Source organism: Psychroserpens burtonensis DSM 12212 (assembly GCF_000425305.1).
Lineage (GTDB): Bacteria > Bacteroidota > Bacteroidia > Flavobacteriales > Flavobacteriaceae > Psychroserpens > Psychroserpens burtonensis.
This window is the reverse complement of the sequence record NZ_AUDE01000017.1, coordinates 69,369-90,122: the sequence shown is the minus strand read 5'-3', so window position 1 is coordinate 90,122 and position 20,754 is coordinate 69,369. Positions and strand designations below refer to the sequence as shown.

The window sequence follows — 20,754 nt, the reverse complement described above, 5'->3', positions numbered from 1 at the left end:
AAGTTACTTTTAAAATATTTGATTATGAAGTCTATTCTTGTTCCCGTTGGATCCTCTAAAAATGCAGAAAGTCATTTGCAATATGCAATAGATTTTGCTCGAGTTTTTGGGGCTAAAGTGTATGTTGTACAAATCTATAATGTGTATACAAAAGCAGGTACAATGATTAAGGTAGATCATATTTTGGAGCGTGAAAGTTTATCCTTCTTAAATAGTCATGTCGCTAAAATAGACACTAAAGGTGTTGAGGTTGTTGTAAAAACTTTTAAAGGAAAATTAATAGATACTCTTGAGTTAGCTTGTAAAGCTTTGGACATCGATTTAATTTTATTAGAGCCTAGAACTAATTCTATTCAGGATGAAGTGTATTTAGGAAAAACCTCAGGAAAAATAGTAAAGCAAACTAATATTCCTGCTTTAATTGTACCAGAAGGTTATACATATAGACCTATTATTTATATTTTAATTGCTTTAAAATCTGCAGTAATTAAAAAACAAGAAGCGTTACAACCTTTAAAAGACATTAAGAATCAATTTAAATCTATTCTTAATTTATTATTAGTGAAAACAACGTTTTATAATGAGGGTGATTTTAATGTTAATGAGGATTTAGCTTCTATGATTACAAAAACCACCTATTCTGAAAATGCAACTACTTTTCAAGGTGTGTTAGAACATCATCAAGCTAATAAACCAGATTTATTATGTGTTGTGAGACGTAAACGTGGTTTTTTCACGAAATTATGGGAAAGCAATACGATTTTAAAGAAAGACTTTCATAGTTCTAGCTTGCCAGTTTTGGTCTTAAGCGGAGTCAAATAATTACCAAAATATTGAGATTTTGTTTAAAATGGATTAGTTTTTTATAAAAGCTATACTTTTTTCGGCTACAGTTTTTAATGCTGGAGGTAGAATTTTATGCTCCCAAGGATGACTGGCATCGAAGACATGGTTAGAATTATCAATGACTAATAGTTTGCTTTTACTATTCCAAGAGTGTAATGTTGTGGCTTCTTCGAATGGTACTGAAGGGTCGTTTTTTGAATGAATAATTAAAATAGAAGTGTCAATCTGTTTTATAGCGGTTTCAATATGTAAGCGTTGTTCATTGGCTCTAAAATCCTCATAAAATTGAAAATTATGAGGCATTTGCTGTTTGGTTCTCCCGTTTAACACATATTTCACACCCTCTTCTCGCCATTGTTCTAAGTCACTAATTGTAACTGTCCTTTTGCCGAAATCGCAGATACTAGCCCAGGTTATAAGTTTAGTAATGCGCTTGTCTTCACGTGTTTTAATGATTGAAATGCCGCCACCTCTAGAGTGTCCAATTAAAGTGATATCTGTTATGTCGATTTCATTTTTATATTCAAATTCTTGAGAAAGTAGGTGGTTTAATAGGGCGTCTAAATCTTCAATTTCTTTGCTGTAGTTATTTTCAGCAAAGGCTTCTAGGTCTGGAAAATCTATTGGATTTTCTGTAGTGCCACCATTATGAGAGAAATTGAACTTAACAAAAAACAACTGGTCTTTACTAAAACGTTTTGCAACCAAATTCCAGCTTCCCCAATCTTTAAAACCTTTGTATCCATGACAAAAAATAACGATCGGTTTTCGTTTTCCGTTTGAATTGAAAAAAGCATCCCAAACGATCGGTTTTTTTTCAGTTCTATATAAAATTTTATTTTTGAAAATCATACTTCTTTTTCTATAAAATTTATGTCCTGATTATAGATTTCTGTAATTAGTTTTTTGAGCTCAACTTCAAATGAATCTAACGTTTCTGTAGTAATAGAATAATCATTTGCTCTGCTATTTGGTGGTTTTTTAGCAAATTTTAATACTCCAGAATTTAAACTTTTGAAGGAGATTATGCCTGCTTCAACAGGTAGTTTTATCTTATTATCCTTATGCATCATATAGGCATACATAAGCACTTGAAAGCTTTTACTGTATTTTTCATAATCTGTTGTGATCTCTTCCCAGTCTACAATTTGTATTTTTCCTGGTTCTACTTTTCCTGTTTTATAATCTATTATTCTAGTGGTACCATTATATTCATCAACACGATCTACTTTTCCTGTTAGATTCACCGTTTTTGAAAGGTCTTCGATATAGATTGGTATCTTATTATTAGTTTCAATTGCTATTATTTTTATCGTATTTCCTTTTTTAATATCGTCCATTTCAATGTCTAAAAAATTTGATATATACCGTTTTGAAATTTCAAATATGATAAGATTTTTGCCACTAGTAATATCCCCTTCTTTAAACTCTTCTTTAAAGTGATATGCAACAGTAGTATTTATTTTTGATTTCATTTGTTTAATGTGATCCGTCTTAAGAATCTGGCCAACTAGCGGTTTGTAGAAGTCTTCTAATGTATTGTGTATTACTGTTCCCAAGGTATTGAAAGCAACACTTTCTTCTACTTCTTCATACCTTTTAATCCCTAGGACTTTTTCATAATAAAAATCTATTGGGTTTCTCATGTAGCTCGTTAAAGAAGATGGTGAAAAACCGTTTAAAGCGACCTTGTTGAGTTTATCAATAACTGTTAAGGTCTTTTGTACTTGTTTTAATTTTTTTTCAATCGAAGGGACGTGAGCAGAAACCACATGATGTGTTATATCATGTTTCTTTTCTATTTCAAGCTGTGTTATAAACCTGCTTTTTTCACCGCCATTAAGTACGTCTGGTTCTGTATTATAAAGTATATAGACGTTTTTGGCACGTTGTAGTAATCGATAGAAATGATAGGTGTATACGGCATCTTTTTCTTTGTACGTAGGTAACTTGTTTTCGATTTTCACATCAAAAGGAATAAACGAATTATTACTTTTTCCTGCTGGTAAAACACCTTCATTTACAGAGGTTATTATTACGGTTTCGAAATCCAGTACTCTAGATTCTAGCATACCCATAATTTGTAATCCTTTGAGTGGTTCTCCTTTAAAGTCTAGTGTTTCTCCCTTTATAACTTCTCTATACAGGCTAAATAATGTTGCAATGGATCCAATATGAGAGAATGACTTATTTAGTGTGTCAAGCGTATTAAATATCTGATTGAAACGAAATAAATATTCTAGAGGTAAAAGATTATCGGTTTTGTTTTGTTCTAAATTTATTTTAATCTCATGGATCAGATGAGAGCAGTTTTTTAGAGCTTTTTCAGGCTGGTCTTGCCAATTACTAAAAAGTATGTCAATAAGGTCATTGTGGTCGCTTATTACCTCTTTAATGCTCTCGATGCTCAGATAGACTTTATTGTTGAGTTGAATATGGTTAATTAAGTCTTCTGCTCCATTAGATGTTTGATTTTCAAATAAAGGCTTCACAAACGAATTGGATAATAAATTGATAATATCTTTATAATATAGATTTTGAGTAGGTGATTTGTGAAGAGTAAACAGGCTTTCAAATAAAGAGGCTAACGGAATTACTTTTAGCGGTAACCCCATTGTAATATTAATTGTTTTTATAGATGTAGGAATAGAGTTAAGTAACGGTATAAGTAAGGTTTCATCCCCTAGTATAACTGCGGTATCTTGGAGGTTTTGTTTTTCATCATGAATCTTTTCTAAAAGTTCTCCTACATATTTGATTTGACTTATATTTTTGGGAGCACCAATAATTTTAATGTTTTTTTCTTTGGAATAATGTTTTGTAATCCAATTAAATTCGTGGGTATTAAAATAAGACCAGTCCTTTTTATGAGCCCTTGTAAACAAGCCTGCGTCATGAACGGGGTTTTCAATAAAGGTTTCATCTATATCCCAATATATAAGCGCGAGATCTTGTTCTAATAAGGCCTGTATGATAATCTCCTCTGCTTTATTGAGTGCATTAAAACCAACAAAAACAAATGTTTCATTCTTATTTAAGGTGATGTAGTGTTTAATATTATTAACGGCTTCCTTATATATTAAACCTTGATATCCTTTTCTCTTATCGCGAAGCTGTTTTTGAAAATTAGCGTAGTAGTTTTTTAAGCGATTCCAGAACTGAAGATAATTTTTTATGTATTGTGTAGGTTCTTCTTCTAGTGACCAATGGTAATTTTCAATTTCTTTTATGGCTGTCAAATAATCAAATACTTTATTGGATTCAATTAAATAACGATCTAATTCATTGAAGTCTTGGAGTAGTATTTGCGCCCATTTAGAAAACTTATCAAAAGATTCTATATGTTCTTTAGGTGTGCATTTAGTATAAACATCGTAGAATTCAAAAAGCAACTCAGCATTGGTCGCATATTGATAACCTGAAAGCGTCTTAACAAATTCTTCAATAGAGACTATTTTAGGAGAAAATATAGTCTTTTTAATATGCTTGGAAATAGCCTGTTTTAAAAATGTGCCAGCACGTTTGCTAGGCAATACAAATGTTAATTGAGATAGATCATGTTCTCTTTCTATTAAATCTGTAATTACGTCATCTATGAATGTTCTCATAGTATAAAAATAAAAAACGCTCCGAATATCGGAGCGTTTTTTTTATTTATTTATGTTGTGAATGTGAAACTTATTTAAGTTTTACTTCAACACGTCTGTTTTCTTTTCTGCCGTTTCTAGTTTTGTTAGAAGCGATAGGGAATTCTTCACCGAAACCATTTGCAGTTAATCTTGCTGCGCTAATTCCGTTAGCGATTAAATAATCTCTAACAGCATTTGCTCTTCTACCAGATAAAGCTTGATTAGTAGATTTAGAACCTACACTATCAGTATGACCTTCTATTGCGAAATCTGCTTGAGGATATTCTTTAAAGATTACAACCATAGCTTGTAACACGTTATCAGTTTCTTTTTGGAAAGAAGCTTTACCCGTATCAAACAAAATAGATCTTGCATATGTATTTAGTGCCTTTACTACTTCTGGAGTAGGCTTAACTTCTGGACAACCATTGTTAGCAACAGTACCAGCTTCGTTAGGACATTTATCATCTTTGTCTAAGATTCCATCACCATCTGTATCAGGCCAAGGACATCCTTTGTTAGCAGAAGGACCTTTTTCGTTAGGACATGAATCATCTTTATCAGCTACCCCATCAGCGTCAGCATCAGGACATCCAGCTAAAGCTTTTAAACCAGCTACAGTAGGACAAGCATCATCTTTATCAGCAATACCGTCACTATCTCCATCAGGACAACCATTAAACTCAGCTAAACCAGCTTCGTTAGGACAATCATCTTTAGAATCTTCGATGCCATCGTTATCAGAATCAGGACAACCGTTGAAAGCTTCTAAACCAGGAACATCTGGACAAGCATCATTTTTGTCATATATTCCATCACCATCTGTATCTTTACCACCAAATTTGATAGCTACACCAAGTGTATGTTGCCAGTGCGTAGGAAGATAATCTTCAAAAGCATGTTTGTATGAAGTTTGAGCCGTAAGACCTATGTTGTCAGAAAACCAGAAATTAATACCGAACGTACCATTTAAAGTACCAGCACCAATATCATCAATCCAAGTGTAACCACCACCAACTCCTAAATAAGGATCTAGCCAGCCATTTTTCTTGATAGCATCTTGGAAACTGTAAGAAACATTACCATCTAAAGCGTAGTAAGATAAATCATCAGCGCTAGAATCTCCAATCTTGCTAATTTCGTTGATAGATCCTGCTGCAGTAAATGTAAACCCACTTTCTATGTATCTCGATACAGAAAGAGATGACAATGAAGGTAACATATTCCAGTGATCTGTAGCATTGAAGAATTCATCAAATAACTCACCACGAGGAGCATCTTCTCCGACAGGATAAAGATCAACTGCATTAGCACCAAGAGTAAACTTCCAAGGGTTGTTACTATCTTGTGCATTTGCATTGAAGCTAAGTACTAGCAACAAAACAAAAAATAATCTGCTAAGATTTTTCATATTCAAAATAATTTAATTTTAAGTGTTAATTAATCACAAAAGTAAGTTGTTAAACTTTATTAACAAAGACAAATATATAAAAATATTGATTATTAGCACTAAAAATAGGGAGTTTGGAATAATTTTAAATAACCTTTAGTGCTTTCCCTACTTTAATAAATGCTGTAATTGCCTTGTCTAAATGAGATGTTGTATGTGCAGCAGATAGCTGTACTCGTATTCTCGCTTTATCTCTCGGTACAACAGGAAAAAAGAAACCAATAACATATATTCCTTCTTCCAATAACATTTTAGCCATAGTTTGAGACAGTTTTGCGTCATATAACATAACAGGTACAATAGCAGAATCACCGTCTATAATATCAAAACCAGCAGCCATCAGTCCTTTTTTGAAATAGTTTGTGTTGCTTTCTAAGATATCTCTTAAGGAGGTATCATTAGCAAGCATTTCAAAAACTTTTATGGAAGCACCTACAAGAGCAGGGGCTAACGAATTTGAAAATAAATAAGGTCTAGATCTTTGACGTAAGACTTCAATAACTTCTTTTTTAGCAGTTGTGTAGCCACCCATTGCGCCACCCATTGCTTTACCAAGAGTACCAGTAATGATATCAATACGACCTAAAACACCTTTTTCTTCAAGGGTACCTCGACCTGTCTTTCCTATAAAACCTGTAGCGTGACATTCATCTATCATGACGAGTGCATCGTACTTATCGGCTAAGTCACATATATCATCTAATGGCGCAAGTGATCCATCCATAGAAAATACACCATCGGTTACAATAATCTTAAATCTTGCACCATTGTCATTAGCAGCTATAAGTTGCTGCTCTAAATCTTGCATGTTATTATTAGCATAGCGATAACGAGCTGCTTTACATAAGCGTACACCATCAATAATTGATGCATGATTTAAAGAATCTGAGATTATGGCATCTTCCTTTCCTAATAAAGGTTCAAAAACGCCTCCATTAGCATCAAAAGCTGCGGCATATAATATGGTGTCTTCCGTTCCGTAGAAATCTGCAATTTTTTGTTCTAGTTCTTTATGGATATCTTGTGTTCCGCAGATAAAACGAACAGATGACATTCCAAACCCATGTGTATCCATAGCATCTTTGGCTGCTTGAATAACTTCTGGGTGAGAAGATAAGCCTAGGTAATTGTTTGAGCAAAAGTTTAAAACTGTTTGTCCTGTAGACAAACTTATCTCTGCACCTTGAGGAGACGTAATTATTCGCTCTTCTTTAAATAGACCGTCATTTTTTATAGATTCTATCTCGTTTTCTAAGTGCTGTTGGATTTTTCCGTACATAGTTAATTTAATTTTTTACAAATTTAAAATTCTTTTATCACAATATCGTCGTTAATGTAAATAAGGACTTTATTTATAACTTCAAAATTCATTTCTTCTAATATATATTGATAATCAAATAGTTGTTCTTTATGATTTGAATCTTGTAACCCTGTTTTGTAATCTATTATTGTCGCTTGTTTTTTAGCATTAACGACAACTCGGTCAGGTCTGAATAGTTTTCCGTTTTTAGAAATGATATCCTGTTCATTATATATAATATTTTGATCATCAAAGTAAGACTCCAGTTGTTTGTGGTTTACAATACGATTTATAATATCTTGAAGCTCGTCATATTGAGCCGAATTAATAACCCCTGAACTTAGAAAATGCTCTAGTGCAAATACCACATCAAGTGGTGTTTTAATAAGAGCCATAATATGATGTACAAGATCTCCACGCTCAATTGCTTTTTCTTGAGCAGTGTCCCATAAGTAGGCAGAATTTGTAATAATATTCAGATTATGATCTTCTTTTCTAGTTGAAATCAATTGGCCTTGTTCAATTGTAATACTCTGTTCTTCTTTTACTTTTTCTTCGGAAGTTTTTCTGTTTTCACCAAAGCTATATTCTAATTCGCTATCATTCCACTTACTAATGGCTTTGAGGTAATTAATGAACAGCCCAGAATAATGAGTTAGTTTTTCGTCACTCGTCTTTTTATCTACATCATATTCTGAAATGATGTACAATTGCTCTACAGCCCTTGTCAAAACAACATATAGAAGGTTTAAACTATCTAGTTCTAATTGCGAGCGATAATTGGTGTACATTTCAGCTCCTAAGTCATTAAAGGACTCCAGATCTTTATTCATGTTGATATATAAGTTAGAGAACCCATTAAATTTTTCCTGATCTACAGGAAACCATATTTTAGGATTCATATCAAAGTAGATATCTTGATTAGCATAAGGGAAGATAACTACGGGGAACTCCAACCCCTTAGATTTGTGAATGGTCATAATCTGTATGGCATCTTTTCCAGAAGGCGATACAATACTCAATTGGTCTTTTTTACGTTCCCAATAGTCCAATAATCCTTGAAAACTAGCATTGTATTTTTGGGAGTAATCAAAAACTTCATCTAAGTAGAACTGTAGATATGCGTTTGATGTTTTATTTAATTGAAATCCTCTAATGATACTTTCTGTGGCTTCATAAATTGGGAGCTGTAAAAACTCATGGTAGTTAAAATCAAATCCAAAACCGTTTAGTTTTTCAAAAAAAGAATTAGTGTTTAAATGCACAAGACCTTCATAAAAGTTGTGTGCATCCTCAAGTTGCAATTGGTTTTCGGCTATATAATTTAAAAGGTCAGCTTTTATAGCATCGTTTTGAGGTTGCAAACTCAATGTGATAAGCTGACTTATAAATTGTACTTCTGGAGAATTCTTAATGAGTAAACTTTCCGAAGAAATAATATCAATATTTAAATCACTTAAAAATTCTGCAATTGCAAAGCCTTCTTTCTTTTTTCTAACAATGATGCAAATGTCTTTTCTTTTAAAACCTGTGCTTTCTGCTTTTTTTATGGTTTTTAAAACAGCTTCACATTGTAAATCGTTTTTATCTTCATCTTTGGTGTTTAAAAAGGATAATTCTACATAGCCTGTTTTATTAATGATTACATTTTGTGATGCATTTTTAAATATATGTTGATGCTTTGGGTTCGTAAATGACACATCAGCAATATGATTAAAAAAGGTGTTGTTAAACTCCACAATGGTTTTATGACTTCGATAATTATCAGGAAGGTTTTTAATAATTTGTTCTATCGCAAGTGGTTTTGTGTCTTCATTATAGAGATTTATAAACTGTTCTGCACGTCCACCACGCCATCTGTAAATAGCTTGTTTTGCATCACCAACCAACATCGCAGTGCCAGTTTCTCCTTTTAAATTTTCTCCAGAGACAATATTATTTATTAACGGAATTAGATTTTCCCATTGCAACTCAGAGGTATCCTGAAACTCATCAATAAAATAATGTTTAAATTTTTCTCCAATACGTTCGTATATATAAGGTGCAGGTTGCTCTTTTATTTCAGTATTGATAATGGCATTAAACTCAGATATTAATAAAATATCATCCTCATCTTTTATGTCTTGAAGTGTTCTACTTATAGCGCTTAGAACAGATAAAGGCGTTATGTTTTTTAAAGCATTTTTTAAAAATTTAGAGGTGAAAACGAATTTTTTAATCGTTAGGTAGTTGGTTTCAATTTCTGGTAACAGACCATCTATTATTAGTGCTTTATCAGCATCTAAGGTTTTGTTATAAATAGAGGTTTTATTAGCTAAATTTTCTTGTAATTTATTATCATAAAGTCCCAAGAAATTTAAGCTATTGGCTTTTATGAAATGGTTAGGCAGAGTTTTTCTACTAAAATCTTCTACCTCTAATCCATTGGTATCTATTAAAGACAATGAAGTTTCTGCTAGACTTACAATTTGACTTTCAATATCCTTATTTTGCTTTTGTAGAATGCTTTTTAAACCTTTAAAATCAATTAAAGACTTATCCTTAAGATCATTTAGATACTTAAGATCATTTTCTTTAACCAAGAGCTGCGCTATGGCATTAAAATCATAAGAAATATCCCAGCTTTTATTGTCATCAGTTTTTTCAATAGCAAAATCCACCAATACTTTGGTAAGCTCGTCATCACTTCCTGCTTTGTCAATAAGTTTGTCAACTGCTTTGCTTAAAATTGAAGAGGTGTCTAATTCAACCTCAAAATTTACGGGTAGCTTAAGATCAAAAGCAAAAGTCCTAATGAGTTTATGATTAAACTTATCTATTGTAGAAATATCAAAAGCTGCATAATTATGCACAATAGTTTCTAGTAATTTTTTTGATTTATAATGAAGATCTTTTGGAGAGATAGCAAGTTCATTTGCTAAATCCCTAAACATGTCGTTGGGATTATCAATTATTTTTTCTTCGGAAAACGTTTTAAGCATATCAATGATGCGCTCTTTCATTTCACCAACAGCTTTATTGGTGAACGTTAGTGCTAAAATATTTCTAAACGTTAATTTGCTTTTAGATTGAAATAAAAGTCGGAGGTAATCTTTTACAAGTGCGTAGGTTTTCCCGCTTCCTGCGGACGCATTGTAAATTGTAAAACTAGAAAGTTGGCTCACAGCTAAATTTTTATACAAGATAAAAAACCCATTTCTTTTACCGTCATTTTCTCGATAGTATTTAGTAAGTAATTATCAGAACCAAATCAGTCTTTTAATAACGTTAAAATTTTCATAAGTAATGGTTTATGTAAGCTTTATAATTTTAGAATTCGCTGTTTTTTGCTTAAGTTTGAGAGAATGAACAATTAAATTAAAAATCTATACTATTATGGCTTTCGAATTACCGAAATTAAAATATGCATACGACGCATTAGAACCAAATATCGATGCTCGTACAATGGAAATACATCATACCAAACATCACCAAGGTTATACAAATAAACTAAATGACGCTATCAAAGGGACGGCTCATGAAGGGAAGAGTATTGAGAATATCTTAGATAATCTTGATATGGACAATAAAGCAGTTAGAAATAATGGAGGTGGTTTTTATAACCATTCTTTATTCTGGGACGTCATGAATCCAGAAGATAGAGGCTATCTTTCTGGCGATTTAAAATATGCAATTGATGCTGCTTTTGGGTCTAAAGAAGCTTTTATGGAGGCTTTTAGTAAAGCTGCAGCAACACAATTTGGATCTGGATGGGCTTGGTTATGTGTTCATAAAGGAGGAAAAGTTGATGTGTGTTCAACACCAAATCAAGATAACCCATTAATGCCAGGAGTAACATGCGGAGGAACACCAATTTTAGGATTAGATGTTTGGGAGCACGCTTACTACTTAAACTATCAAAATAGAAGACCAGATTATATTGATGCGTTCTTTAAAGTAATCAATTGGAATGAAATTGAAAGACGTTACGCAGAAGCTAAATAGTCGCAATAACATAAACATTAAGAAAGCAAACTCATTTGGGTTTGCTTTTTTTATGCTTCGGAAATAGAAAAGATTTAGGTGTGAATTAAAAATGAAAAAAGGTGAACGAGAGTTCACCTTTTTTGCCCCAAATCTACCATAAACTTAACCTACTTATGTTATGGTTTAACAAATATAAGTGGACTTTTAATTAATAGTTTAATTTTTTAGACCAACGACGAATAAATTGGCTTAAACGAGAAAATGAGCGTTTTCTTTGGGGTAATATGCGTTAAAAGAATACATATCGATACCGTTATGACTATTTGTGAGTTATCTGTATGACTATTTGTGAGTTATCTGTTAAGTAGAATAATCTAAAAATATTTTGCAGAAAAAGTGGAGGGACAACTCGTGAGTTGTTCGTATATATCCATAAAAAAAGGTGAACAGATGTTCACCTTTTTTTGCCCCAAATCTACCATGAACTTAACCTACTTATGTTATGGTGAGACCAATGTATGTGTTATTTAGAGATTCGTTACTAAATATTAGACTAAATGCACTTTTATCCGATAAAAATGATAATATCTTAGATAAAGTGACAATTTTATGTTTTTTATCTAGTAAGCTCTCTCTTTATTTCCTTCATAAAAATTAATAAAAGCTCTATTAACCACGCGGTTACCACCAGCAGTAGGGTAATTGCCGGTAAAATACCAGTCCCCTAGATTTTTTGGACACGCCTTATGTAAATTTTCAATAGGTTGAAAAATAGTTTTTACTTTTGCTTTTATTGATGGATCTGAAATTAACTCAGAAATCTTACTTGATATTTCTTCTGTTGTAAATTGACGATATAAGTCCTTCACATAATTTTTTACTTCTTTATCTTTTAGGGCTAATTGTGCTTTACATTTATGATATACTTCTTCAATTAAATAATAGTTATTAGTCTCTTTTAATAACGCCAACATTGCTCTAAACGCAATTAAACTCTCTAGATTTGCCATATCAATACCATAACAATCTGGATAACGAATTTGAGGAGCAGAGGATACGACCACAATTTGTTTTGGATTTAAGCGATCCATCATCTTGATAATACTCATTTTGAGTGTTGTACCTCTCACAATACTATCATCAATAATGACAAGATTATCTGTTGGTTTAATGACGCCGTAGGTCACATCATATACATGAGCTACTAAATCATCACGACTACTATCTTCTGTAATAAAGGTTCTAAGTTTAACATCTTTAATAGCAATTTTTTCAATTCGAGGTCTTTCAGATAGGATCTCTGTAACTTTTTCTGCGGAAAGTTTTCCGCCACCATTCAAAATAGCTCTCGTTTTGCGCTCATTCAGATGTTGTTCTACGGTTTCAATCATTCCAAAGAAAGACGTTTCCGCAGTATTCGGAATATATGAAAACACAGAGTTTTTTGTATCACCATCAATGGCTTCCAAAACTTTAGGCATTAACAATTTCCCTAATGTTTTTCGCTCCTGATAGATTTCAGCATCACTTCCACGGGAAAAATAAATGCGCTCAAAAGAACATGCTTTACGCTCTAGGGGCTCCAATATTTGTTCTATAGAAACCTCACCAGATTTTTTTGTAATTATAGCGTGACCTGGAGCTAACTCTTTGACATCTTCAAAATCAACGTTAAAAACAGTCTGTATTACTGGGCGCTCTGAGGCAACCACAACAACTTCATCATCTTCATAATAGTAAGCTGGACGTATACCAGATGGATCACGTAAAACAAACGAATCACCGTGACCTAATAAGCCAGCCATAGCATAACCACCATCCCAATTTTTAGCAGCTTTTCTTAAAATCTTAGCAACATTCAAACGCTCTGCAATTAGTGGAGAACATTCATTTTTGTTATAACCTTCTTTCTTTAATTTTTTATAAATTTTAGACACTGCATCATCCAAGAAATGACCAATCTTCTCCATAATAGTAACGGTGTCTGCCTTTTCTTTTGGATGCTGACCCAACTTTACTAAACCATCAAATAAGTGATTAACATTAGTCATATTAAAGTTACCTGCAACGATGAGGTTTCTGTGCATCCAATTATTTTGTCTTAAAAATGGATGAACACTTTCTACACTGTTTTTACCGAAGGTGCCATAGCGAACATGACCTAAAAAAAGTTCACCAATATAGGGAATGTGTTGTTTTTGTAGCGCAACATCGTCTTGATATTCTGGATGCTCTGTGAGCTCCTCATTAATACGCTCATTGATTTGAGCAAAAATATCTTGAATAGGTTGTTGAGCGATTGAGCGTACACGACTAATATAACGATCTCCTGGTTTTGTGTCTAATTTAATACTTGCAAAACCTGCACCATCCTGTCCACGATTATGTTGCTTTTCCATTAAGAGGTACATTTTGTTTACTCCGTAAAATGCACTTCCATATTTTTCTTTGTAGAATTCTAATGGTTTTTTGAGTCTTATGAGTGCAATTCCGCATTCATGTTTTAAAGCATCGCTCATTGGTGTGTTGTTGTTTTAATGTATTTTAAAATTAAAGATTATGAACTAAATTTAGCATAAAAAAAACGCACTCAATTTTGAGCGCGTTAGTTTATGATAATTCAATATTGAATTGTGTTAGCCTTTTAAAGTCTTTTAATCGATGGTCAATTTCACCTTTGCTCAAGTTCTGCATTCGTTCTGTACCAAATTTTTCAACACAAAAGGATGCTAAAGTAGATCCATAGATGACAGCGTTTTTCATATTCTCAAAACTATAATCTTCTGTTTTTGCTAAATAACCAGCAAATCCTCCAGCAAATGTATCTCCTGCTCCTGTAGGATCAAAAACTTCCTCTAGTGGTAAAGCAGGGGCATAGAACATATGCCCATTATTGAATAATAACGCACCATGTTCTCCTTTTTTAATGACTACATATTTAGGACCCATTTCATGAATCTTTCTTGCCGCAACAACCAATGAGTATTCTCCAGTTAATTGTCTCGCCTCTTCGTCATTAATGGTAATAACATCGACATTTTTTATGACTGCATGTAAATCGTCTAAAGCGATATCCATCCAAAAATTCATAGTATCTAAAATAGCCAACTTTGGCTTTTTATTCATCTGGTCTAATACCCCTTGTTGTACCATTGGATGTAAATTTCCAAGCATTACAACATCTGCATCTTTATAAGCATCAGGCACAACAGGATTAAAATGCTCTAAAACATTTAATTCAGTCGCTAACGTATCACGAGAGTTCATATCATTATGATATTTACCACTCCAGAAGAATGTTTTACCCTCTTTTACGATCTCAATACCATCAGTATTGACGTTTCTATTAGATAAAAGATCTAAATATTTCTGCGGAAAATCGCCACCAACGACAGATACTGCTGCTGAGTCAACATCAAAATTTGAAGCAGATAAACCTATATAGGTTGCTGCTCCTCCAAGAATTTTGTCTGTTTTTCCAAAGGGTGTTTCAATAGCGTCAAAAGCGACTGTACCAACTATAACTAATTTGCTCATAAAGCGTTTTAAAATTTGCTGCAAATATACAGTTTTTAAGAACTAAAGGGCGAATTTATTTTCGTCCAAAATCCGCAGGAATTTCACCCCAAGCTTTAGTTTCCCATTTTACAATAGTCGTCTTGTACTCATTCTCTTTTAACCATTGTACTGCGCGGTCTACGAGGTCATAAACGGGTTTATTTTTTGTACTGCGTTCTAGCTTAGAGTTACAGTGTTTTTTTCGCACCCAACTCATGGCCGTCCTAGAATCTGTATATAAGATGCGGTCGCTATTGTGTTTTTTTAGAAAACCTAATCCGTGAACTAATGCCAGAAATTCTCCTAAATTATTTGTTCCTTGAGCAAAAGGGCCTTGAATAAAAAGCTGTTTTTTTGTTTTAGTATCTACACCACGATACTCCATAATACCGGGATTACCTGAAGATGCTGCATCAACAGCAATAGAATTAAAATTAGGTTTCCCAATCTTTTTGAGTTGTTCTTTAGTGAGCTCACCAGCAAATGACTTGTTTTTGCCTATATAATCAAAATAATTACCTTTTAAGGCTTCTTTTGCAGTATCAAACGTTTCAAAAGATTTGTATTGAGCACCTTCAAAATTTTTGATTTGTGCTTTACAATCATTCCAGGATTCAAAAACACCTGCGTGATGTCCTTTCCAAACGGTGTAATATTTTTTTTTCTTTTTACTCATCTTTAGTTTCCGTAAAAACGGGAGTTTTTTTGTCATTCAGAAGGAGGTACGACTGAAGAATCTATTTATTTAAAGGTGAGATTCTTCGCTACGCTCTGAATGACATTTATGATTTTAACAATTCCTCCACCACCTTCGGAAACCACTCCATCTCCAAACCATGAATCTTATCTGCAACATCTTGAGCAGAATCAGTTTTGAGTACAGCACATTTCGACTGAAAAATGATAGCACCTTCATCATAATGCTCGTTCACATAATGAATGGTGATTCCAGTTTCGGTTTCTTTGTTAGCAACAATGGCTTCATGGACATTCATTCCATACATTCCTTTTCCGCCATATTTTGGTAACAGTGCAGGATGCACATTAATCACTTTATTAGGAAACATGTTTAAAATTTTCTTTGGAAACATCCATAAAAAACCAGCTAGGACTATGAGGTCAGGTTTTGAATTCTGAAGAATATTTAAAACGTCATCAGTCTCAGTAAATGCTATTTTGTTGAATGATAGCGCACTAACTTTTAGTTTTTTTGCGCGATCCAAAACTTTGGCATGAGGATTGTTAGTAAGTACAAGACTAACAGAAGCATTTTCTCTGTTGTGAAAAAACCTAATTAAATTTTCAGCATTAGTGCCACTTCCGGACGCAAAAATTACAATACGTTTTATCTGCACGTTTATATTTTTATAGGGTTATCAGGTGAAATTCGCAAATTGAATTTATTAAATATTCAGCAAAATTTCTCAAGCTCATTTCATTTCAGACAATCAGTTAGTGTTATTCAAAACAAAAAAAAGAATAATAATTAACAAATAGAACGTAAAACATAAATTCTTCAAAGTAATTTTACTAAATTACCATCACATTTTTAAATTAAAGGTGTGTATTGAAATAAAGTTTTTTTATTTTTGCGAACTAATTAAAATTTAAAATTAAAAAATTATGTCAGACATTGCATCAAGAGTAAAAGCGATTATCGTAGACAAATTGGGAGTTGATGAAAACGAAGTTGTAACTGAAGCGAGCTTCACAAACGATTTAGGAGCAGATTCATTAGACACTGTCGAGTTAATCATGGAATTTGAAAAAGAATTTGATATTCAAATCCCAGACGACCAAGCTGAAAATATTGCAACAGTTGGTCAAGCGGTCTCTTATATAGAAGCAGCAAAATAATTCAATAAATATTTATGGAATTAAAGCGAGTTGTAGTTACTGGTTTAGGAGCACTTACACCCATTGGTAATACCAAAGATGAATTTTGGGATGCGCTTATAAGTGGTAAAAGTGGTGCTGCACCTATAACATATTTTGATACTGAAAAGTTCAAAACAAAATTCGCTTGCGAATTAAAAAACTTTAATGCTACCGACTTTTTTGATAGAAAAGAGGCTCGTAAAATGGATAGATTTGCACAGTATGCCATGGTAGCTTCAGATGAAGCTATTGTAGATTCTAAGCTAGATCTAGATAAAATAGATAAATTACGAGTAGGTGTTATTTGGGGAGCAGGAATTGGAGGCTTGGAAACATTTCAGCAAGAAGTTTTAAACTTTGCAGCTGGAGATGGTACACCAAGATTTAATCCGTTCTTTATTCCTAAAATGATTGCAGACATTGCACCAGGAAACATATCTATTAAACATGGGTTTATGGGACCTAATTACACAACAGTATCTGCATGTGCCTCTTCGGCTAACGCCATGTTTGATTCATTAAATATGATTCGTTTGGGTCATTGCGATGTGATTGTAACAGGTGGGAGTGAGGCAGCAGTAACTATTGCTGGGATGGGTGGTTTTAATGCTATGCATGCGCTATCTACAAGAAATGAAAGTCCAGAAACAGCCTCTAGGCCTTTTGATGCGACCAGAGATGGTTTCGTTTTGGGTGAAGGTGCTGGAGCTATTGTTCTTGAGGAGTATGAGCACGCAAAAGCAAGAGGAGCTAAAATTTATGCTGAATTGTTAGGAGGCGGATTATCGTCTGATGCATATCACATGACAGCGCCACATCCTGATGGTATAGGTGTTATTGCGGTAATGAAAAATTGTTTAGAAAATGCGGGTATAAAACCTGAAGAAGTTGATCATATCAACACGCATGGAACATCAACACCTCTTGGAGATGTTGCTGAACTTAAAGCGATTTCTGAAGTGTTTGGAGACCATGCTAAAAATATTAACATCAATTCTACTAAGTCTATGACTGGACATTTATTAGGAGCAGCTGGAGCTATAGAAGCTATTGCGTCAATTTTAGCAATGGAACATAGTTTAGTGCCTCCAACAATAAATCACGAAGTAGTTGACGAGAATATTGATCCTAAACTTAATTTAACATTAAACAAAGCACAAAAAAGAGACGTTAAAGTTGCTATGAGTAATACGTTTGGATTTGGCGGTCACAACGCCTGTGTATTATTCAAAAAATTAGACTAAATCCCGAATGAGCTTCATTCGTAACATATTTAAAAATTCCCGCTCTACTAAAGACGGGAATTTTTTTTTATTACTCAACGATATTCTCGGTTATAAGGTCAAAAACAAATCACTGTACTTTAAGGCCTTTACTCATCGTTCTATGAATATCAGAGACGAAAAAGGGAATGCATTAAATTATGAGCGGTTAGAGTTTGTTGGCGACGCTATGTTAAGTGCTGTAATTGCTGCTTACTTATTTGAAGAAGTACCACATGGTGATGAAGGGTATTTAACCAAAATGAGATCTAAAGTGGTGAGTAGAGAACATCTTAATGAATTAGGGAAGGACTTAAAACTTATTGATTTGGTAGAAAGTAAAATTCCTAAATCTAATTTTGGTAATAATATTCATGGAAATCTATTTGAGTCTTTAGTTGGTGCCATTTATTTAGATAAAGGCTATCATTTTTGTGAAAAATTTATTCATAAGCGTGTTATTAAACCACATGTGGATATTGAAACCTTAGAAGGTCGTGTTATCAGTTATAAGAGTTTATTGATAGAATGGTGTCAAAAAGAAAAGAAAACTTTTGATTACAATGTTTATGAAGATACAGGAAATGATGAATTAAAGCATTTCTCTGTAAAGCTCTCAATAGATGATAAAGTCGTTGCAAAAGCTAGAGCAACTTCCAAAAAGAAAGCGGAAGAAAAGGCCTCAAAGCGTGCTTTTTTCGCATTTCAGAATGAAATAAGTAAAGTGTTTTAAATGACTTATTGGTGCTTTAACTAATTCTTGCGCAACTACAACGTTTTCGCTATGTCCCGTCGTTAAGATTAACCAAAACTTCATGTTTTAATACCTATAATATACTATATTTACATTATGTAGTTGATTCATTATGGCATTACACAAGTTACTCGTTGACGATTTTTATGATGCGTCCTTCTCGCTTATAGCAATTCATTGCAAGCTTGAAGATTATCGTTTAGCTTATCTTCTTAATAAGTATTTAGGACTTAATTTGCGACGTAAAGCGCACGATTTAGACTATAATTATTTTGATGCTTCTTTTTCGATTTTTGAGTGGGAAAATGAAAAAATAGATAGTGTCTGGAATCTCGTGTCAAACGTATGCAAGAAAGAAGAAGCAGCATTACAAAGCTCAGGATTTTTATTTGATAACCAAACTACAGTAACAAGAACTGTTAATTTACTACCAGAATTAAAAACAGTAGACTATCTCATAAAAGTATCCACTGAGGATCGTCATTTTAATGAGAAACTCATTTTAAATAAAATACAAACAATACCTCAAGTCATAACGACATACAGCGTTGATATTGAGAAATTAAAATCTAAGGAACACTTAATTTTTGACTAATGCAAAGAAGAAAAAAAACAAAAATAGTAGCTACACTAGGACCAGCAACGAGTACTAAAAAAGTACTTAAAGCGATGCTAGAAGAAGGTGTAAATGTATTTAGAATTAACTTTTCTCATGCAGATTATAAAGATGTAGAAGAGCGTGTAAAAATGATTAGAGAATTAAACGAAGAGTTTGGTTTCAATGCGTCTATACTTGCAGATCTTCAAGGTCCAAAATTGAGAGTTGGTGTCATGAAAGGTGAAGTTATCGTAAATGAAGGTGATGAAATTATATTCGCCACAGGAGAACGTTTTGAAGGCACGAAGGAACGTGTCTATATGACGTATGATAAATTCCCACAAGATGCAAATCCTGGAGAACGTATCCTTTTAGATGATGGTAAATTAATTTTTGAAGTGGTTTCTACAGATGGCATATCTGAGGTTAAAACACGTGTTATTCAAGGTGGACCGCTACGTTCTAAAAAAGGAGTCAACCTTCCAAATACGAATATCTCACAACCAGCATTAACAGAGAAAGATATTGAAGATGCCATTTTTGCATGTAGCCTAAAAGTAGATTGGATGGCATTATCATTTGTGCGTCATGCAGAAGATTTAATGCAATTAGAAGAATTGATTAAAAAACATAGCGATCATAAAATCCCAATCATAGCAAAAATTGAAAAGCCAGAAGCGGTAGCCAATATTGATAAGATTGTTGCTTACTGCGATGGATTAATGGTTGCTCGTGGTGATTTAGGAGTTGAGATTCCGGCAGAAGAAGTGCCTTTAGTACAAAAGCAATTAGTATTACGTGCTAAGCGGGCTAGAATTCCTGTGATTATTGCAACCCAAATGATGGAAACAATGATTACAAGTTTGACACCAACGCGTGCAGAGGTGAATGATGTTGCTAACTCGGTAATGGATGGAGCAGATGCAGTAATGTTGTCAGGAGAAACATCAGTTGGAAACTATCCAGTACAAGTGATCACACAAATGGCTAATATTATTAGAAGTGTTGAAGACTCAGATTTGATTAAGGTACCACAATCACCACCGCATATTAAAACTAAGCGTTACATCACAAAGTCTATTTGTTATCACGCAGCACATATGGCTAATGATATTAAGGCAAAGGCAATTTCTACATTAACAAACTCAGGATATACAGCCTTTCAAATATCGGCTTGGAGACCAAGCGCTCATATCTTAGTGTTCACCTCTAATAAACGAATCTTAACACAGTTGAGTTTGCTTTGGGGTGTTGAAGCTTTTTACTATGATAAATTTGTAAGTACAGACGAAACTTTAGAAGATGTAAATGCCATTGCCTGTAAAAAAGGCTACCTAGAAGTAGGTGATATGTTAATTAGTTTAGCAGCAATGCCTATTCAAGAAAAAGGAATGGTAAATACGCTAAGAGTTACAGAGATTACGAGTTGTAGTTTTTAATATCTTAAGTTATTCGATATCTTAATAGAAATAAAAAATGCGTTAGCTATTTTGTGTAACGCATTTTTTTATGA

Annotated in this window: 16 protein-coding genes; 7 read left to right on the top strand and 9 right to left on the bottom strand. The window is 33.3% G+C overall.

What is annotated here, in order from left to right:
- Positions 1-24 precede the first annotated feature (24 nt).
- Positions 25-822 (top strand): universal stress protein, encoded by a 798-nt coding sequence (locus H593_RS0107865; RefSeq protein ID WP_028871951.1) that lies wholly within the window; start codon positions 25-27, stop codon positions 820-822.
- Positions 823-855: 33 nt separating this feature from the next.
- Here the strand turns inward: H593_RS0107865 and H593_RS0107860 are convergent, their stop codons facing one another.
- From H593_RS0107860 to H593_RS0107840, 5 genes are all read right to left on the bottom strand, one after another.
- Positions 856-1,698: an alpha/beta hydrolase family protein gene (locus H593_RS0107860; protein ID WP_028871950.1), complete on the bottom strand. Its 843-nt coding sequence runs from the start codon at positions 1,696-1,698 to the stop codon at positions 856-858.
- The gene (locus H593_RS0107855) at positions 1,695-4,454 is read right to left on the bottom strand and encodes a PD-(D/E)XK nuclease family protein (protein ID WP_028871949.1); all 2,760 of its coding nucleotides are present in this window, start codon (positions 4,452-4,454) and stop codon (positions 1,695-1,697) included. The genes H593_RS0107860 and H593_RS0107855 overlap by 4 nt, the downstream gene beginning before the upstream one ends.
- A 70-nt stretch (positions 4,455-4,524) precedes the next feature.
- Positions 4,525-5,886, bottom strand: a complete 1,362-nt coding sequence (locus H593_RS0107850) for an OmpA family protein (protein WP_028871948.1) — start codon at positions 5,884-5,886, stop codon at positions 4,525-4,527.
- Positions 5,887-6,010: 124 nt separating this feature from the next.
- Entirely contained in the window at positions 6,011-7,204 is a 1,194-nt protein-coding gene (kbl, locus tag H593_RS0107845; RefSeq protein WP_028871947.1) for a glycine C-acetyltransferase, read from the bottom strand.
- A gap of 23 nt (positions 7,205-7,227) precedes the next feature.
- Complete coding sequence (locus tag H593_RS0107840) at positions 7,228-10,389, bottom strand: UvrD-helicase domain-containing protein (protein ID WP_028871946.1); 3,162 nt, start codon at positions 10,387-10,389, stop codon at positions 7,228-7,230.
- Between the two features lie 211 nt (positions 10,390-10,600).
- Here H593_RS0107840 and H593_RS0107835 point away from each other — a divergent pair, with 211 nt between their 5' ends.
- Entirely contained in the window at positions 10,601-11,209 is a 609-nt protein-coding gene (locus H593_RS0107835) for a superoxide dismutase (protein WP_028871945.1), read from the top strand.
- A gap of 602 nt (positions 11,210-11,811) precedes the next feature.
- Here H593_RS0107835 and H593_RS0107830 read toward each other — a convergent pair.
- From H593_RS0107830 to purN, 4 genes are all read right to left on the bottom strand, one after another.
- Positions 11,812-13,710: an amidophosphoribosyltransferase gene (locus tag H593_RS0107830; protein WP_028871944.1), complete on the bottom strand. Its 1,899-nt coding sequence runs from the start codon at positions 13,708-13,710 to the stop codon at positions 11,812-11,814.
- 91 nt (positions 13,711-13,801) lie between these two features.
- Entirely contained in the window at positions 13,802-14,728 is a 927-nt protein-coding gene (locus H593_RS0107825) for a PfkB family carbohydrate kinase (protein ID WP_028871943.1), read from the bottom strand.
- Positions 14,729-14,783: 55 nt separating this feature from the next.
- A complete protein-coding gene (locus tag H593_RS0107820) occupies positions 14,784-15,425 on the bottom strand; it encodes a ribonuclease H1 domain-containing protein (RefSeq protein WP_028871942.1) in 642 nt (213 codons plus the stop codon).
- A 106-nt stretch (positions 15,426-15,531) separates the two neighbouring features.
- On the bottom strand, positions 15,532-16,098 hold the full coding sequence (gene purN / locus H593_RS0107815; RefSeq protein WP_028871941.1) for a phosphoribosylglycinamide formyltransferase: 567 nt from the start codon (positions 16,096-16,098) through the stop codon (positions 15,532-15,534).
- A gap of 274 nt (positions 16,099-16,372) precedes the next feature.
- On the opposite strand from purN, the gene H593_RS0107810 reads away from it, so the two are divergent.
- The 5 genes from H593_RS0107810 (at position 16,373) to pyk (ending at position 20,680) form a co-directional block, all read left to right on the top strand.
- Positions 16,373-16,606 (top strand): acyl carrier protein, encoded by a 234-nt coding sequence (locus H593_RS0107810; RefSeq protein ID WP_013869581.1) that lies wholly within the window; start codon positions 16,373-16,375, stop codon positions 16,604-16,606.
- A 14-nt stretch (positions 16,607-16,620) separates the two neighbouring features.
- Positions 16,621-17,871, top strand: a complete 1,251-nt coding sequence (gene fabF, locus H593_RS0107805) for a beta-ketoacyl-ACP synthase II (RefSeq protein ID WP_028871940.1) — start codon at positions 16,621-16,623, stop codon at positions 17,869-17,871.
- Positions 17,872-17,878: 7 nt separating this feature from the next.
- On the top strand, positions 17,879-18,622 hold the full coding sequence (gene rnc / locus H593_RS0107800) for a ribonuclease III (protein ID WP_028871939.1): 744 nt from the start codon (positions 17,879-17,881) through the stop codon (positions 18,620-18,622).
- Positions 18,623-18,755: 133 nt separating this feature from the next.
- Positions 18,756-19,238, top strand: coding sequence for an IPExxxVDY family protein (locus tag H593_RS0107795; protein ID WP_028871938.1), 483 nt, complete (start codon positions 18,756-18,758; stop codon positions 19,236-19,238).
- Complete coding sequence (pyk, locus tag H593_RS0107790) at positions 19,238-20,680, top strand: pyruvate kinase (RefSeq protein WP_028871937.1); 1,443 nt, start codon at positions 19,238-19,240, stop codon at positions 20,678-20,680. Before H593_RS0107795 ends, pyk begins: the two co-directional genes overlap by 1 nt.
- The last annotated feature ends 74 nt before the right edge of the window (positions 20,681-20,754 follow it).

Bases quoted from the DNA above. Each gene is read 5' to 3' on its own strand.
- H593_RS0107795 (WP_028871938.1), top strand. From the start codon at position 18,756: ATGGCATTACACAAGTTACTCGTTGACGATTTTTATGATGCGTCCTTC.
- H593_RS0107855 (WP_028871949.1), bottom strand. From the start codon at position 4,454: ATGAGAACATTCATAGATGACGTAATTACAGATTTAATAGAAAGAGAA.
- H593_RS0107810 (WP_013869581.1), top strand. From the start codon at position 16,373: ATGTCAGACATTGCATCAAGAGTAAAAGCGATTATCGTAGACAAATTG.
- H593_RS0107820 (WP_028871942.1), bottom strand. From the start codon at position 15,425: ATGAGTAAAAAGAAAAAAAAATATTACACCGTTTGGAAAGGACATCAC.
- rnc (WP_028871939.1), top strand. From the start codon at position 17,879: ATGAGCTTCATTCGTAACATATTTAAAAATTCCCGCTCTACTAAAGAC.
- H593_RS0107835 (WP_028871945.1), top strand. From the start codon at position 10,601: ATGGCTTTCGAATTACCGAAATTAAAATATGCATACGACGCATTAGAA.
- H593_RS0107850 (WP_028871948.1), bottom strand. From the start codon at position 5,886: ATGAAAAATCTTAGCAGATTATTTTTTGTTTTGTTGCTAGTACTTAGC.
- H593_RS0107825 (WP_028871943.1), bottom strand. From the start codon at position 14,728: ATGAGCAAATTAGTTATAGTTGGTACAGTCGCTTTTGACGCTATTGAA.
- H593_RS0107860 (WP_028871950.1), bottom strand. From the start codon at position 1,698: ATGATTTTCAAAAATAAAATTTTATATAGAACTGAAAAAAAACCGATC.
- H593_RS0107865 (WP_028871951.1), top strand. From the start codon at position 25: ATGAAGTCTATTCTTGTTCCCGTTGGATCCTCTAAAAATGCAGAAAGT.
- H593_RS0107830 (WP_028871944.1), bottom strand. From the start codon at position 13,710: ATGAGCGATGCTTTAAAACATGAATGCGGAATTGCACTCATAAGACTC.
- fabF (WP_028871940.1), top strand. From the start codon at position 16,621: ATGGAATTAAAGCGAGTTGTAGTTACTGGTTTAGGAGCACTTACACCC.
- kbl (WP_028871947.1), bottom strand. From the start codon at position 7,204: ATGTACGGAAAAATCCAACAGCACTTAGAAAACGAGATAGAATCTATA.
- pyk (WP_028871937.1), top strand. From the start codon at position 19,238: ATGCAAAGAAGAAAAAAAACAAAAATAGTAGCTACACTAGGACCAGCA.